Genomic DNA, 15799 nt, shown 5'->3' with positions numbered 1-15799 from the left:
TACTATTTAATGGATTTTGCATGTGGCGCAGCTTTGATGCAGTTGCCCCCTGGCAGGTGACAATTCGTTACCTACGGTGGCGCTACGCTCTGCTATCACTCAGTGCGCGACAACAGGCTTCTAACAAAAACAAGGAGTGAGCCATGTTTCCAACCCGAGGGTTTCGTACCCTGTGCGCGGCCGCCTGCACGGCTGCAACCCTGTGCGCGTCGTCCCTGGCGCTTGCCGCAGACCCTGTCAAGATCGGTTTTTTGGTCAAGCAACCCGAGGAGCCCTGGTTCCAGACCGAATGGGCCTTTGCTGAAAAAGCTGCCAAAGACAAGAACTTCACCTTGCTCAAGATTGCCGTTCCTGACGGCGAAAAAACCCTCGCTGCCATCGACAGCCTGGCAGCCAACGGTGCAAAGGGCTTCGTTATCTGCCCGCCGGATGTCTCCCTAGGCCCCAGCATCGTGGCCAAGGCCAAAATGGCCGACATGAAAGTGATGGCAGTCGATGACCGCTTCGTCGATGCCAATGGCAAGTTCATGGAAGATGTGCCCTATCTGGGCATGGCGGCGTTCGAGGTGGGCCAGAAGCAGGGCACCGCCATGGCGGATGAGGCGAAAAAACGTGGCTGGCAGTGGGCCGATACCTACGCGGTGATCAACACGTTCGACGAGCTCGACACAGGCAAGAAACGCACCGATGGTTCAGTCGATGCGCTCAAGAAGGCAGGCCTGCCGGCTGACCACATTGTCTTCGCCCCGCAGAAAACGCTCGACGTGCCTGGGGGCATGGACGCGGCCAACGCCGCACTGGTCAAACTGCCTGGCACTGCCAAGCACTTGCTCATTGGTGGCATGAACGACAACACCGTGCTTGGCGGCGTTCGCGCCACCGAAACTGCGGGCTTCAAGGCTGCTGATGTAATTGGCATTGGCATCAACGGCACCGATGCCAAGGAAGAGCTGAAAAAAGCCGACAGCGGCTTCTACGGCTCGCTGCTGCCCAGCCCGCACATTGAAGGCTACAAGACCGCCGAAATGATGTACGAGTGGGTCACCACTGGGAAAGAGCCGCCTAAGTACACTGCAATGGATGAAGTGACGCTGATTACCCGGCAGAACTTCAAGCAGGAACTGGAAAAGATCGGCCTCTGGAACTGACCGCCCACGCCGCTCGCCTGGCAACCACCGGGCGTGGCGGCCCTGCTTGGGAGCCCCACCATGCATCAATCATCCAGCGCGGCGCTGCGGTTCGACGGGATCTGCAAGCAGTTCCCTGGCGTGCGAGCCCTTTCGGGCATCAGCTTCGAAGCCCGCCCAGGCCAGGTGCACGCCCTGATGGGCGAGAACGGCGCCGGCAAATCAACGTTGCTCAAGATTCTTGGCGGTGCCTACGTGCCCAGCGACGGCCGCCTGTTGCTCGGCGAGCAGCCGCTGGCATTTAGAAACGCTGCCGACAGCATTGCCCGCGGTATCGCGGTGATCCATCAGGAGCTGCATCTGGTTCCGGAAATGACCGTGGCCGAGAACCTGTTGCTTGGCCATTTGCCCGCCCGCTTCGGGCTGGTAGACCGCCGCGCCTTACGCCGCCGCGCCAGCGAGCTGCTCAAGGGCCTGGCTGAAGAAATCGACCCCGGCACGCGCCTGGGCGCGTTGTCGCTGGGCCAGCGGCAACTGGTCGAAATTGCCAAGGCGTTGTCGCGCGATGCTCAGGTGCTCGCCTTCGATGAGCCCACCAGCAGCCTGTCGGCACGGGAGATCGACCGCTTGATGGAGATCATCGCCCGCCTGCGCGACGAAGGCAGGGTGGTGCTGTACGTGTCACATCGCATGGAAGAGATCTTTCGCATCTGTGATGCCGTTACCGTTTTCAAGGACGGGCGCTTCGTGCGCACTTTCGAGGACATGAACCAACTGACGCAAGACGAGCTGGTCACCAGTATGGTCGGCCGCGACATCGAAGATATCTACGACTACCGCCCTCGCCCTCACGGGGAGGTGGCGCTTGCGGTCGATGGCTTGAAGGGGCCGGGAGTCAAGGCGCCTGCCAGTTTCTGCGTGCGCCACGGCGAGGTCTTGGGTTTTTTCGGGCTGGTTGGGGCCGGTCGCACTGAGTTGTTGAGGCTGCTCAGCGGCCTGGAGCGGCACAGTGCTGGGCATATCAGCCTCGACGGCATACCGCTGCACCTTCGCAGCCCCCGCGATGCAATCGATGCAGGCATTTTGCTGTGCCCTGAAGACCGCAAGAAAGAGGGCATCGTGCCGCTGGGGTCGGTGGCGGAAAACATCAATCTCGGGGCCCGCCCAGCCCACGCGTGGTTTGGCTGCCTGCTACGCAAGCCTTGGGAGCGCGCCAATGCTGAAAAGCAAATTCGCGCGCTGAACGTGAAAACACCTTCGGCTGACCAAGCCATCTTCTACCTGTCAGGCGGCAACCAGCAAAAGGCCATTCTCGGGCGATGGCTGTCGTTGCCGATGAAAGTGCTGCTGCTCGATGAACCTACCCGGGGCATCGACATCGGCGCCAAGTCAGAGATCTACCAGATCATCCATAACCTCGCGGCCGACGGGGTGGCGGTGATCGTGGTCTCCAGCGACTTGATGGAAGTCATCGGTATCAGTGACCGCATTCTGGTAATGAGCGAAGGGGCCATCACCGGCGAAGTCATGCGTGCCGAGGCCGAAGAACCCCGCCTGCTGCAGCTGGCGCTGCCGCGAGCCCGCCAATAAGAACAACGAGGTGAACATGGCTACCGTACCGCATCAAAAGAACCTGGGCCTGGGCGGGCATCGTTTCGACCTGCGCCGCTTTCTCGACGACTGGGCCATGCTACTGGTGGCTGTGCTGGTGTTCGCGGCTTCAGCACTGTTGATCGATAACTTCCTTTCGCCGCTGAACATGCGGGGGTTGGGGCTGGCGATCTCTACCGTAGGCATTGCCGCCTGTACCATGCTTTTCTGCCTGGCTTCGGGGCATTTCGACCTCTCGGTCGGTTCGGTGATCGCCTGCGCCGGGGTGATCGCGGCGGTAGTGATGCGTGATACCGGCAGCGTGGGCCTGGGTGTGTGCGCCGCGCTGGGCATGGGCCTGCTGGTAGGGCTGATCAATGGCATCGTCATTGCAAAACTGCGTATCAATGCGCTGATCACCACCCTGGCGACCATGCAGATCGTGCGGGGGCTGGCGTATATCTTTTCAAACGGCAAAGCCGTGGGCGTGGGCCAGGAAGGGTTCTTCGTATTCGGCAATGGCCAGCTGGGTGGCGTGCCGGTACCGATCCTGATCACCGTGGCGTGTTTTGCCTTCTTTGGCTGGCTGCTCAACTACACCACCTACGGGCGCAACACGATGGCTATCGGTGGTAATCAGGAAGCGGCGCGGTTGGCTGGGGTCCGGGTAGATCGCACCAAGATCGTGATTTTCGCGGTGCACGGGCTGATCGGTGCGTTGGCTGGTGTCGTGCTGGCCTCGCGCATGACCAGCGGCCAGCCAATGGTAGGGCAGGGGTTCGAGTTGACCGTGATCAGCGCCTGTGTGCTGGGTGGCGTCTCGCTGGCCGGCGGCATCGGCATGATGCGCCACGTAATCGCGGGGGTGTTGATTCTGGCGATCATCGAGAACGCGATGAACCTGAAAAACATCGACACGTTCTACCAGTACGTGATTCGCGGAACTATCTTGTTGCTCGCCGTTATCATTGACCGCCTTAAACAGCGTTGATCTGGGGCAATGCACGGGCGGGCGGGCATTCTGGTAGAATGCGCGCCCGTTTTTTGTATTGAATGGGTTGGTCGCGCGGCGCGCGGCTAACCACCCCACCCCGGTTTGCCCCTTACGAGGGCAGCCACTGGAGAGAGAAGATGTCCCAACCGATCGTTGTGGCGGCGTTGTACAAGTTCGTCACCCTCGAAGACTTCAACGAGCTGCGCCAGCCACTGTTGGACGTGATGCTTGCCAATGGGGTCAAGGGCACCCTGTTGCTCGCCCATGAAGGTATCAACGGTACTGTGTCGGCCACCCGCGAAGGCATCGATGGCCTGCTCGACTGGTTGCGCCGGGATCCGCGCCTGGCCGACGTCGACCACAAGGAAAGCTACTGCGACGAGCAGCCGTTCTACCGCACCAAGGTCAAGCTCAAGAAGGAGATCGTGACACTGGGCGTTCCGGGCGTAGACCCCAACCTGAAGGTGGGCACCTACGTCGAGCCCAAGGACTGGAACGCCCTCATCAGCGACCCTGAAGTGCTGCTGATCGACACTCGCAACGACTACGAGGTGTCGATTGGCACCTTCGAAGGCGCGGTCGACCCGAAGACCACGACCTTCCGCGAATTCCCCGACTACATTCGGGCCAACTTCGACCCGGCCCGGCACAAGAAAGTCGCCATGTTCTGCACGGGCGGCATTCGTTGCGAAAAGGCCTCCAGTTACATGCTTGGGGAAGGGTTCGAGGAGGTCTACCACCTCAAGGGCGGCATTCTCAAGTATCTGGAAGAAGTGCCGCAGGAGCAAACCCTGTGGCGGGGCGATTGCTTCGTGTTCGACAACCGCGTGACGGTGCGCCATGACTTGTCTGAAGGTGAGTACGACCAATGCCATGCTTGCCGTGCGCCGGTGAGTGTCGAAGACCGGGCTTCCGAGCACTACGCCCCCGGCGTGAGCTGCCCTCACTGCTGGGACAGCCTGCCGGAAAAAACCCGCCATGCCGCACGAGAGCGGCAAAAGCAGATCGACCTGGCCAAAGCGCGTAATCAGCCGCACCCCATTGGCTACAACTACCGCAAGGCCGAGGCCTGAAGCATGCGCCGGCTGGTCTATGTAATGGACCCTATGTGCTCGTGGTGCTGGGGGTTTGCCCCGGTCGCCCGGGCGCTGTTCGCGCAAGCCAGCCAGGCGGGCGTAGCCGTTCAATTGGTGATGGGCGGGCTACGGTCCGGCGGGGCAGGGCTTGATGACACCACTCGAGCTTATATCCTTGAGCATTGGCATGCCGTGCAGGCAGCTACCGGCCAGCCGTTTCGATTCGAAGGCGCGCTGCCCGAGGGTTTCATCTACGACACCGAGCCAGCCTGCCGCGCGGTGATAACGGTGCGCGCATTGGCGGAGGACCTCGCTTGGCCGATGGCCGAACGAATCCAGCGCGCGTTCTATGCCGAAGGCCAGGACACCACTCGTGCATCGACCCTCGTAGCGCTTGCCGAAGAAGTGGGTGTGCCGCGCATCGAGTTCGCCGACGCCTTCGACGCCCAAGTACAAGTGGCGGCGACCGCTGCCGACGTGGCCTGGGCTCGTGACTTGGGCATCGCCGGCTTCCCCACCCTGTTGGCTCAGCATGGCTCACCGATGGCCTTGCTGACCAACGGTTACCAGCCCTTGGAGAAGTTGGAACCGCTGCTTGCTGCCTGGCTAACGCACAATATCTGACAGCGGTCAACTCCCTGAAAAATCCCTCACCAGATACTGGCTCTCTGCTAGTCTACTGAGAATGCGTCCCGAGCGCGGGTTTGCTGCTGTCCGTTGCGTCCCGAAGGGGCGCCATACTCTCTACGGCAAGGGGCCTGATGAACCCGTCCAATCCCTCCCTGCAGCGGCCGTCTTCGTGGGCGATCGCGTGGCCATTCATCACCGTGGTAGTGCTGCTTGCCGCACTGGGGCTGTTCAGCTTCCAGGCCCTGTCGGCCATGCGGGCGTATGTTGCGGGCGAGAGCCTCTGGTCCAAGGGGCAAAAGGACGCTATCTATTACCTGAGCCTGTATGCCGATAACCGGGATGAGCAGCTCTATCGCCAGTATCGACAGGCGTTGCAGGTGCCGGAAGGGGGGCATGCCTTGCGGCTGGCGCTGGATCGGCCGGTGGCCGATATCACCGCAGCTCGCCAAGGGCTGGCCCAAGGCGGCAATCACCCAGACGACTTCGACGGTGTGATCTGGTTCTTCCAGACCTTTCGGCATTTTTCCTACTTCGCACATGCGATCGACCAGTGGACCGTAGGCGATGCCTGGCTGAGCCGGCTCGACGACCTGGCTCGGGCGATGCATGTGAGCATCTTGGCGGGTACGGCGTCGGCGACTGAGGTGATGCGCTGGAAACGCGAGATTTACCTCATCAACCAAGGCGTCACCCCGGTCGCCAATGCCTTCAGCCTGGCGTTGGGGGAGGGCGCACGATTTCTGCTGCGGTTGGTGATCGCGGTGAATGTTTTCACAGCACTGATGTTGATTGCGCTGGCGCTGTGGCTTACCCGGCGGCTGCTTGCCCAACGCCATGCTATTGCTCAGGCCCTTCAAACTGAACAGGACCGTGCCCGTGTCACCTTGGCGTCGATTGGCGATGGCGTCATGGTCACCGATGCGCAAGGGGCAATTACCTACATGAACCCTGCCGCCGAGCAACTGACCCAGTGGAAGGCCGATCAGGCTACAGGCTTGCCGCTGGCCTCGCTGTTCAACCTGCTCGAAGAGACGGGTGATGAGGGACCCTGCCTGGCCGAGCGAATCCGTACCGGCCAGTTCCCCGCTGGGCCGGAACCGGCGCGCCTGATTCAGCGGCTCGACGGCAGCACCGTGGTAGTGGCCCTCAACGGTGCTCCGCTGGCAAGCAAAGGGCGCTCGGCGGGTACGGTGCTGGTTCTGCACGACATGACTCAAGAGCGGCAATACATCGCCAACTTGGCCTGGCAGGCGACTCACGATGCACTGACCGGCCTGGCCAACCGACGGGAATTCGAGTTCCGCCTGGAGCAAGCGCTCAATGGCCTGAGCGAGCCTGGGGTGCAGCACAGCTTACTGTTCCTGGACCTGGATCAGTTCAAACTGGTCAATGACACCTGTGGGCATGCTGCTGGCGATGAGTTGCTGCGACATGTCTGTGCCTTGTTGCAAGGTGCGATGAGCGAAGGTGACACCCTGGCGCGATTGGGCGGAGATGAATTCGGCGTATTGCTCGAACGTTGCAGCCCCGAGCGCGCCGAACAGGTGGCCGAGCAGTTGCGGGAGCGCGTGCAGCGGCTGCATTTCGTCTGGCGAGGCCGGCCGTTCATGGCCACCCTGAGCGTAGGCATGGTGCAACTCAACCACGGTGGCATGACGCTGGAAGAGGCGCTACGTGCCGCTGACCTGGCCTGCTACATGGCGAAGGAGAAAGGCCGTAACCGGGTCCAGCGTTATCATGAAGATGACTTGGAGCTGTCCTTGCGCCATGGTGAAATGGCGTGGGTGCAGCGGCTGCGCCAGGCGTTGGAAGAAGACCGCTTCCGCCTCTATGCACAGGCCATTGAGCGTATCGGCCCGGGAGGCGAAACCCGTGGTCATGTGGAGATCCTGTTACGCCTGAGCGACGAACAGGGGCGGCTGATTCTCCCGGCACAGTTCATCCCGGCTGCCGAACGCTTCGGGCTGATGCCCGAGCTTGATCGCTGGGTGGTGCGTAATGTGTTCAAGGTGTTGCGCCAGTGCCTGGACGACGGTGGCAAGGTGCCTATGGCCGTCTGTGCGATCAACCTCTCCGGCCTGAGCTTGGGTGATGAGGGCTTCCTTGACTACCTTCGCCAGCAGATCCAGCTTTACCGGATCCCGCCCGCCCAGCTGTGCTTCGAAATCACCGAAACCAGTGCGATCGCCCACCTGCCCAAGGCCATTACTTTCATTGAAGAGCTCAAGGCACTCGGCTGTGAGTTTTCACTCGACGACTTCTGCGCAGGCATGTCGTCGTTCGGTTACCTCAAACACCTGCCGGTCGACTACCTCAAGATTGATGGCAGTTTCGTGCGCGACATGCTCGATGACCCGGTCAACCGGGCCATGGTCGAGGTCATGAACCACATCGGCCATGTGATGGGTAAGAAGACCATCGCCGAATTCGTCGAGACACCGTTGATCCACCAAGCGCTCCGGGAAATCGGCGTCGACTACGCCCAAGGTTATCTCATCGAGCGGCCCCAGCCGTTGACCTGCGAAGGCCTGCGGCGCCTGCCTTTGCCCCAGCCATCACTCGAGGTGCCCGGTGTCTGAGCCTTCACTCCAGCGATAAGGACATTGTCAATGATCGACCCGACCGCATTCACCCGCACCGGCCCCTTGATGGATGCCAGCAGCTACCCCGCTTGGGCCCAGCACCTGATTGCCGATTGCTGCGAAGCGAAGCGTCGCGTGGTGGAGCATGAGTTTTACCAGCGTTTGCGTGATAACAAGCTGAGCCAGGTTGCAATGCGCCACTACCTGATCGGGGGGTGGCCGGTGGTGGAACAGTTCTCGCTGTACATGGCGCAGAATCTGACCAAGACCCGCTACGGTCGCAGCCCAGGCGAAGACATGGCGCGGCGCTGGCTGATGCGCAATATCCGCGTAGAGCTCAACCATGCCGATTACTGGGTGCACTGGGCCGAGGCCCACGGGGTGACCCTGGAGGAGCTCAACGCGCAACGCGTAGCGCCGGAGCTGGCGGCGCTGGCTCATTGGTGCTGGCACACCAGTGCCTCGGACAGCCTGATGGTGGGCATGGCGGCGACCAACTACGCCATTGAGGGCGCTACCGGCGAGTGGGCACATAGGGTGTGTTCCGGGCAGGCTTATACCGAGTCCTTTCCGGCCCCCGGCCGCAAGCGCGCATTGCGCTGGCTAGCGCTGCACGCCGAATATGACGACGCTCATCCGTGGGAGGCGCTGGAAATCATCTGCACCCTGGCCGGCACTCAACCCTCGCGCATGCAGCAGGCCGAGCTACGCCAGGCCATTTGTAAAAGCTACGACTACATGTTCCTGTTTCTGGAGCGCTGCCTGGCGCTGGACTTGCAAACGCAGCGCACGCCCGCTGCCGAGTGGGTGGGCTGAGCCAGCGCCAGCCGATGCCAGCGCGTTCAAGCGCGAGCGTTCAACGCCTGGCCATTGAGCGCTGCGCTGTCCGGCCCCATCAGGTACAGATACACGGGCATGATCTGCCAGGGCTCTGGGTTACGGGTCGGGTCTTCGTTCGGGTAGGCCTTGGCGCGCATGTCGGTGCGGGTGCCGCCCGGGTTGATGCTATTGGCGCGTACGCGGCTGCCGACCAGCTCGTCGGCCAGCGTCTGCATCAGGCCTTCGGTCGCGAACTTCGACACCGCGTAGGCGCCCCATTCGGCCCGGCCCTGGCGGCCGACGCTGCTTGAGGTGAAAATCAACGAGGCATCTGCCGGTGCGCGGTGAAGCAGCGGCAGCAGCGCCTGGGTCAGCAAAAAGGTGCCGTTCACGTTGACCTGCATCACCTCGGTGAATTCGGCCTCTGGCAACTGAGCGATGGGCAGCCGCGGGCCGATCAACGAGGCATTGTGCAGCACGCCATCGAGGTGCCCACCGATGCGCGCTGCCAGGGCCTGGCAATCGGCAGCCGTTGCGCTTAGCAGGTCATGCTCCAGGCATTGCGGGCGCCTGTAGCCAGCGGCCGAGACCGCCTCGGCGGTGCTCTGCAGGTTCGACAGCGCCCTGCCCAGCAGCAGTACCTCTGCCCCCTGAGCGGCGTAGGCCAGGGCGGCCGCCGCGCCGATCCCTCGCCCGGCCCCGGTCACCAGGATGCGCCGGCCTTTGAGCAGGTCAGGCGGCGCCTGATAGTTGAAGAAAGTAATCATCAGCAGCCACACACGGCCTGGTCGAGCACCCGGCGTAGATCCAGCGGGTGGTCGATCACCGCGTCTGCCCCCCAGTGTGAGGGGTTGTCGTCAGGGTGAATGTAGCCATAGCGAACGGCGACGGTGCGCGTTCCGGCGGCTCGGCCTGATTCGATGTCGCGCAGGTCGTCACCCACGAACAGCACGGCCTCAGGGGCCATGCCCAGCTGTGTACAGGCCAGTTGCAACGGCTCAGGGTCGGGTTTGGCGCGGGTGACGTGATCGGGGCACACCAGCACCCTGGAGCGCTCGGCAAGGCCCAGGCGTTGCATGATCGGCTCGGCGAAGCGTACCGGCTTGTTGGTGACCACGCCCCAGGCAAGCCCAGCGTGCTCGATATCGGCCAGTACTTTGTCCATGCCCTCGTACAGGCGGGTGTGCACGGCGCAGTCGGCCTGATAGCGCTCCAGGAACTCCAGGCGAAGTGCTTCGAATTCAGCGTTCTCCGGAGCCAGGCCGAAGGTGGCACTGACCATAGCCTTGGCGCCTCCCGACACCACATCACGCACCACTTGCTCGGCGACTGGCGGCAACCCACGTGACTGGCACATGGCCTGGCACACCGCGACGAAATCAGGCGCGGTGTCGAGCAGGGTGCCATCCATGTCGAACAGAACTGCCTGCAAACGCATGCTCAGGCCTCCCGTACGGTCTGGATCATGTAGTTCACGTCGACGTCGCGAGCGAGCTTGTAGTGTTTGGTCAACAGGTTGTAGGTCAGGCCGATGACGTCCTTGACTGCAAGGTTCGCGGTGCGGCTCCAGGCGCCCAGCTCGGAAGGGCGGATGAATTTCTTGAAGTCGTGGGTACCGCGGGGCAGCAGCTTGAGGACGTACTCGGCACCGAGAATGGCGAACAGGTAAGCCTTGGGATTGCGGTTGATGGTAGAGAAGAACACCTGGCCGCCCGGCTTGACCAGCGTGGCGCAGGCCTGAATGACCGAGGCTGGGTCCGGGACGTGTTCGAGCATTTCTAGGCAGGTGACGACGTCGAACTGGCCGGGGGCTTCGGCCGCCAGGGCCTCTGCGGTGATCTGCCGGTAGGTCACCTGAACCCCCGACTCCAGCTGGTGCAGGCGAGCCACAGACAAAGGCGCCTCGCCCATGTCGATGCCAGTGACCGTGGCGCCGCGCTGGGCCATCGCCTCGCTGAGAATGCCGCCGCCGCAACCGACATCCAGCACTGTTTTACCGGCCAGAGAGACGCGCTCGTCTATCCAGGTCACCCGCAGCGGGTTGATGTCGTGCAGCGGCTTGAACTCGCTTTCGCGGTCCCACCAGCGGTGGGCGAGGGCCTCGAATTTAGCGATTTCCGCGTGGTCGACGTTGCTCATTGAAATGTTCTCCAGAAGTTCGCGTAAAGGGGTGGGCTAGCGTGCTGCGGCGATGCGCTCACCGAACGCCCGGGCACTGGCCACAAGGGCCGGCTCGTCGAGGGTGGTGAGCTGGCCATCACGCAGCAGCGCCTTGCCGGCAACCCAGACGTGCCGCACACAGTCGCGGCCGCTGGCGTAGATCAATTGGGAGACCGGGTCGTAGACCGGCTGTTGTGCCAGGCCCGAAAGGTCGAAAGCGGTGATGTCGGCAGCCTTGCCCACTTCCAGCGAACCGATGCAGGGCGCCGAGCCCAGCGCACGGGCGCCGTTTAGGGTGGCCATGCGCAGTGCCCGGTGCGCACCCATTGCTGTTGCCGAGCCCGCCACGGCCTTGGCCAACAGCGCGGCAGTGCGGGTTTCGCCGAGCAGGTCGAGGTCGTTGTTGCTGGCCGCGCCGTCAGTGCCGATCGCTACGTTCACGCCCGCCTGCCAGAGCCTTTCGACCGGGCAGAAGCCGCTGGCGAGCTTGAGGTTGGATTCGGGGCAGTGCACCACGCTTGCGTTGTAGGCCACCAATTGCTGCAGGTCGTCGTCGCTGACCTGGGTCATGTGCACCGCCTGGAAGCGTGGGCCGAGCAGGCCGAGCCTGGCCAGGCGTGCTAGCGGGCGCTCGCCGGTGGCGGCCACGGCCTGTTCCACTTCGAATGCGGTCTCGTGCACATGCATCTGTACCGCTACCTGCAACTGCTCGGCGAGCATGCGCACCTGCTCCAGGTGCGGGTCGCTGACGGTGTAAGGCGCGTGCGGGCCGAAGGCGATGCTCAAGCGTGAGTGCTGGCGGTGTGAATCGACCAGCGCTACCGCCTGGCTCAACGCCTCTTCAGGGGTGGCTGCCCCGGGTATGGGGAAATCGAGGATCGGCGCACAAATCTGCGCACGCATGCCGCTTCGTTCGACCTGCTCGCAGGCCACCTGCGGGTGAAAATACATGTCGGAGAAGCAAGTGATGCCGCCTTTGAGCTGCTCGGCGATGGCCAGTTGAGTGCCGGTGGCGACGAAGGCTTGATCGACCCACCGAGCTTCGGCCGGCCAGATGTGCTTTTCAAGCCACGTCATCAGCGGCAGGTCGTCGGCCATACCCCGGAACAGCGTCATCGCCGCATGACCGTGGGCATTGACCAGCCCAGGCGCCAGCAGGCAACCGGGCAGCTCCTGCACCTGGTGGGCCGATGGTGCCTGGTGGCGCGGGCCGAGCCAGGCGATCAGGCCGTCGCGCACGCCTAGCGCATGCTCGCTCAACACCACGCCGGCCGGCTCTACCGGCACCAGCCAAGTCGGCACGATCAGCAGGTCCAGAAGGGTCTCGGGCATGGCGGGCTGGTCCGTCCTGAAGGTTTTGGCAAGCAGGAAGTATACCCGAGCGCCTATGGCAGCGGGGGCGTATAATCACAGGCTTTTGAGGCAGTTGGATGCGGGAGTGTGCCATGCGTGAGCGCTTGTTGGCTGCGGAAAAGGTAAAAGCCATCGACTGGCGTGACGGGGCGTTGTACCTGCTGGACCAGCGTGCATTGCCTCAGACCGAGCAATGGTTGCGCTACGACAATGCAGCGGCGGTGGCCCAGGCGATCACCTGCATGGTGGTGCGCGGCGCACCGGCCATCGGCATCGCTGCAGCCTGGGCGGTGGTGCTGGGTGCGCGCCAGCGCTTGGCCGAAGGCGGAGACTGGTCGGCGGCCCTCGCTGCCGACATCGCTCTGCTGGCCGGCTCCCGCCCGACCGCAGTCAACCTGTTCTGGGCGCTCAACCGCATGCGCGAACGCCTGCAGCGGCTGCAGCCTCACGATGATGCAGCTCGCGTGCTGGAGGCCGAGGCCCGGATGATTCACGAGAGTGACCGAGAAGCCAACCTGACCATGGCGCAGTTGGGCACCGAACTCATTCGCAAGCACCAAGGCAGCGAGCAGGCTTTGCTCACCCACTGCAATGCCGGCGCGCTGGCCACAGGCGGCTTCGGTACGGCGCTGGGGGTGATCCGCGGGGCGTTTCTCGAAGGCATGGTCGAGCACGTTTACGCCGACGAGACGCGCCCCTGGCTGCAAGGCTCGCGGCTTACGGCCTGGGAACTGGCCAATGAGGGCATTCCGGTCAGTGTCAATGCCGACAGCGCAGCGGCGCATATCATGAAAACCAAAGGGATCACTTGGGTGATCGTCGGAGCCGACCGCATCACCGCCAATGGCGATGTGGCCAATAAGATCGGGACCTACCAGTTGGCGGTCAACGCGATGCATCACGGCGTGCGCTTCATGGTGGTAGCGCCCAGCTCGACCATCGACATGAGCATGGAGAGCGGCGAGCTGATCCCGATCGAGGAGCGCGAAGGGGGTGAGCTATTGGAGGTAGGCGGGCAGCGCGTTGGTGCCCAGGTCCACGCATTCAACCCGGTTTTCGACGTGACGCCAGCAGACTTGATCGATGCCATCGTCACCGAGAAGGGCGTGGTGGAGCGGCCGGACGCCGCGAAGATGGAACAACTGATGTGCCGCAAGCGCCTGCATTGACGGCAAGGCGCCCCCCCGGGGGGGCGCTTGCCTGCAGCCAACGCTTACGCGCGCAAGTCGAAGCGGTCCAGATCCATCACCTTGGCCCAGGCCTTGATGAAGTCGCGGGTGAATTTCTCCTGACCATCTTCGCTGGCGTACACCTCGGCGATCGCACGCAGTTGGGCATGGGCACCGAACACCAGATCGACACGGGTCGCGGTCCAGCGGCGCTGGCCAGTGGCGCGATCGTAGCCGGTAAAGGTCTCCGACGCGTCGCTGTCGGCTTTCCACTCGATGGCCATGTCCAAAAGGTTGACGAAGAAGTCGTTGCTCAGCGTTCCGGGGCGCTGGGTGAATACGCCATGCTGGCTGAACCCGGCATTTGCACCCAACACCCGCAGCCCACCGACCAGCACGGTCATTTCAGGTGCAGTAAGGGTCAGCAACTGCGCCCGGTCCACCAGCAATGCTTCGCTTAGATGCCCATACTCGCCTTTCTGGAAGTTCCGGAAACCATCGGCGGCCGGCTCCATTACGCTGAACGACTCCACGTCGGTCTGGGCCTGGCTGGCGTCCATTCGGCCGGGGTTGAACGGCACCGGTAGCCTGTGGCCGGCAGCCTTTTCCACGGCCGCGCATCCTCCCAGTACGATCAGGTCGGCCAGCGAGACCTGCTTGCCGGCGCTGGCCCCCTGATTGAAGCGCGCCTGAATGCCCTCCAGCACCGCCAGCACCTTGGCCAACTCCGCCGGCTGGTTCACCGCCCAGTCCTTCTGGGGGGCCAGGCGCAGCCGACCGCCGTTGGCACCACCGCGTTTGTCCGAACCCCGGAAGCTGGCCGCGGCCGCCCAGGCGGTGGCCACCAGCTGCGCAGTACTGAGGCCGCTGGCTAGCAGCTCGGCCTTTAGGGCATCAATATCGGCGCCGTCCACCAAGGGGTGGTTGCACGGCGGGATCGGGTCTTGCCACAGCAGTTCTTCGGCAGGTGTGTCTGGCCCCAGATAGCGGGCCAGCGGGCCCATGTCGCGGTGGGTCAGCTTGAACCACGCGCGGGAGAAGGCCTCTGTCAGCTCTTCGGGATGCTCCATGAACCGCCGTGCGATCTTTTCGTAGGCCGGGTCGAAGCGCAGTGCCAAGTCGGAGGTAAGCATCATCGGGGCGTGGCGCTTGGCTGGATCGTGGGCGTCTGGCACGGTGCCGGCGCCACCGTTGTTCTTGGGTCGCCATTGATGGGCACCGGCCGGGCTTTTGGTCAGTTCCCACTCGAAGGTAAACAGGTTGGTCAGGTACTCGTTGCTCCATTTTGTCGGTGTGGAAGTCCAAGTGACCTCCAGGCCGCTGGTGATCGCATCCTTACCCACGCCGCTGTTGAAGCTGCTTTTCCAGCCCAGGCCCTGTTGCTCCAGCGGAGCGGCTTCAGGTTCCGGCCCTACATGGGTTGCCGAGCCAGCGCCATGGGTCTTGCCGAACGCGTGGCCGCCGGCGATCAGTGCCACGGTTTCCTCGTCGTTCATGGCCATGCGGCCGAAGGTTTCGCGGATGTCCTTGGCCGAGGCTACAGGGTCGGGGTTGCCCTCCGGGCCTTCCGGGTTGACGTAGATCAGGCCCATCTGCACGGCGGCCAGGGGGTTTTCCAGGTTGCGGCCGGCGGGGCCAGTGCGGCTCTGCTCGCTGCCGTGCAGCTCGGCTTCAGCAGTGGTGGTGCCGGAGCCTGCGCTGGCGTAGCGGCTGTCGCCGCCCAGCCAAGTGGTTTCCGAGCCCCAGTACACGTCTTCTTCCGGCTCCCACACATCGGCGCGCCCGCCGGAAAAGCCGAAGGGTTTGAGCCCCATGGTTTCCAGCGCTACGTTGCCGGTAAGAATGATCAGGTCGGCCCAGGAAATCTTGTTGCCGTATTTGCGCTTGATCGGCCAGATCAAGCGCCGGGCCTTGTCGAGGCTCACGTTGTCGGGCCAGCTATTGAGCGGCGCGAAGCGTTGCTGGCCAGCACCGGCGCCGCCACGGCCATCGCCCACTCGATAGGTACCGGCACTGTGCCAGGCCATGCGCACGAACAACGGGCCGTAGTGGCCGAAGTCCGCAGGCCACCACGGCTGAGAATCCGTCATCAAAGCGCGAAGGTCCTGTTTGACGGCCTCAACGTCGAGGCTCTTGAACGCCTTGGCGTAGTCGAAGGTTTCGCCCATCGGATCACTCAGCGCAGAGTGCTGGTGGAGTATCTTCAGATTCAGCTGCTTGGGCCACCAATCTTTGTTAGTGGTGCCTCCGCCCGCAGCATGTTGGAAGGGGCACTTGGGTGTACTCGACATCGGGGGCA

General features: G+C 63.1%; 13 protein-coding genes. 8 read left to right on the top strand and 5 right to left on the bottom strand.

The window, feature by feature from the left end:
* The first annotated feature begins 143 nt into the window (after nt 1–143).
* The 7 genes from F474_RS04100 (at nt 144) to F474_RS04070 (ending at nt 8815) form a co-directional block, all read left to right on the top strand.
* Complete coding sequence (locus F474_RS04100; RefSeq protein ID WP_097083813.1) at nt 144–1148, top strand: substrate-binding domain-containing protein; 1005 nt, start codon at nt 144–146, stop codon at nt 1146–1148.
* Between the two features lie 60 nt (nt 1149–1208).
* Nucleotides 1209–2717 carry an L-arabinose ABC transporter ATP-binding protein AraG gene (araG, locus tag F474_RS04095; protein ID WP_097083814.1) on the top strand — a complete coding sequence of 503 codons (1509 nt, stop codon included), beginning with the start codon at nt 1209–1211 and terminating at the stop codon, nt 2715–2717.
* 16 nt (nt 2718–2733) lie between these two features.
* Nucleotides 2734–3708: an L-arabinose ABC transporter permease AraH gene (gene araH, locus F474_RS04090; RefSeq protein ID WP_097083815.1), complete on the top strand. Its 975-nt coding sequence runs from the start codon at nt 2734–2736 to the stop codon at nt 3706–3708.
* 140 nt (nt 3709–3848) lie between these two features.
* The gene (locus F474_RS04085) at nt 3849–4784 is read left to right on the top strand and encodes a rhodanese-related sulfurtransferase (protein WP_097083816.1); all 936 of its coding nucleotides are present in this window, start codon (nt 3849–3851) and stop codon (nt 4782–4784) included.
* A gap of 3 nt (nt 4785–4787) precedes the next feature.
* On the top strand, nt 4788–5411 hold the full coding sequence (locus F474_RS04080; RefSeq protein ID WP_097083817.1) for a DsbA family protein: 624 nt from the start codon (nt 4788–4790) through the stop codon (nt 5409–5411).
* 137 nt (nt 5412–5548) lie between these two features.
* A complete protein-coding gene (locus tag F474_RS04075) occupies nt 5549–7996 on the top strand; it encodes an EAL domain-containing protein (protein WP_097083818.1) in 2448 nt (815 codons plus the stop codon).
* Nucleotides 7997–8026: 30 nt separating this feature from the next.
* Nucleotides 8027–8815: a TenA family transcriptional regulator gene (locus F474_RS04070; protein WP_097083819.1), complete on the top strand. Its 789-nt coding sequence runs from the start codon at nt 8027–8029 to the stop codon at nt 8813–8815.
* A gap of 26 nt (nt 8816–8841) precedes the next feature.
* Here F474_RS04070 and F474_RS04065 read toward each other — a convergent pair whose 3' ends face one another.
* From F474_RS04065 to F474_RS04050, 4 genes are read right to left on the bottom strand one after another with little or no spacing between them, the layout of a single operon-like run.
* Nucleotides 8842–9585: a YciK family oxidoreductase gene (locus F474_RS04065; protein WP_097084280.1), complete on the bottom strand. Its 744-nt coding sequence runs from the start codon at nt 9583–9585 to the stop codon at nt 8842–8844.
* Complete coding sequence (mupP, locus tag F474_RS04060) at nt 9585–10256, bottom strand: N-acetylmuramic acid 6-phosphate phosphatase MupP (RefSeq protein WP_097083820.1); 672 nt, start codon at nt 10254–10256, stop codon at nt 9585–9587. The genes F474_RS04065 and mupP overlap by 1 nt, the downstream gene beginning before the upstream one ends.
* A gap of 2 nt (nt 10257–10258) precedes the next feature.
* Entirely contained in the window at nt 10259–10957 is a 699-nt protein-coding gene (ubiG, locus tag F474_RS04055; protein WP_097083821.1) for a bifunctional 2-polyprenyl-6-hydroxyphenol methylase/3-demethylubiquinol 3-O-methyltransferase UbiG, read from the bottom strand.
* Between the two features lie 36 nt (nt 10958–10993).
* Nucleotides 10994–12310 (bottom strand): TRZ/ATZ family hydrolase, encoded by a 1317-nt coding sequence (locus F474_RS04050; protein WP_097083822.1) that lies wholly within the window; start codon nt 12308–12310, stop codon nt 10994–10996.
* 113 nt (nt 12311–12423) lie between these two features.
* Between F474_RS04050 and mtnA the strand changes: the two genes are divergently transcribed.
* Nucleotides 12424–13500, top strand: coding sequence for an S-methyl-5-thioribose-1-phosphate isomerase (gene mtnA, locus F474_RS04045; protein WP_097083823.1), 1077 nt, complete (start codon nt 12424–12426; stop codon nt 13498–13500).
* Between the two features lie 44 nt (nt 13501–13544).
* On the opposite strand, the gene katG is transcribed toward mtnA, so the two are convergent.
* A complete protein-coding gene (katG, locus tag F474_RS04040) occupies nt 13545–15791 on the bottom strand; it encodes a catalase/peroxidase HPI (RefSeq protein WP_097083824.1) in 2247 nt (748 codons plus the stop codon).
* Nucleotides 15792–15799 lie beyond the last annotated feature (8 nt).

The organism is Pseudomonas sp. URIL14HWK12:I12 (assembly GCF_003097135.1).
In the GTDB taxonomy this organism is placed as follows: Bacteria; Pseudomonadota; Gammaproteobacteria; order Pseudomonadales; family Pseudomonadaceae; genus Aquipseudomonas.
This window is presented reverse-complemented; position numbering and strand designations above follow the sequence as displayed.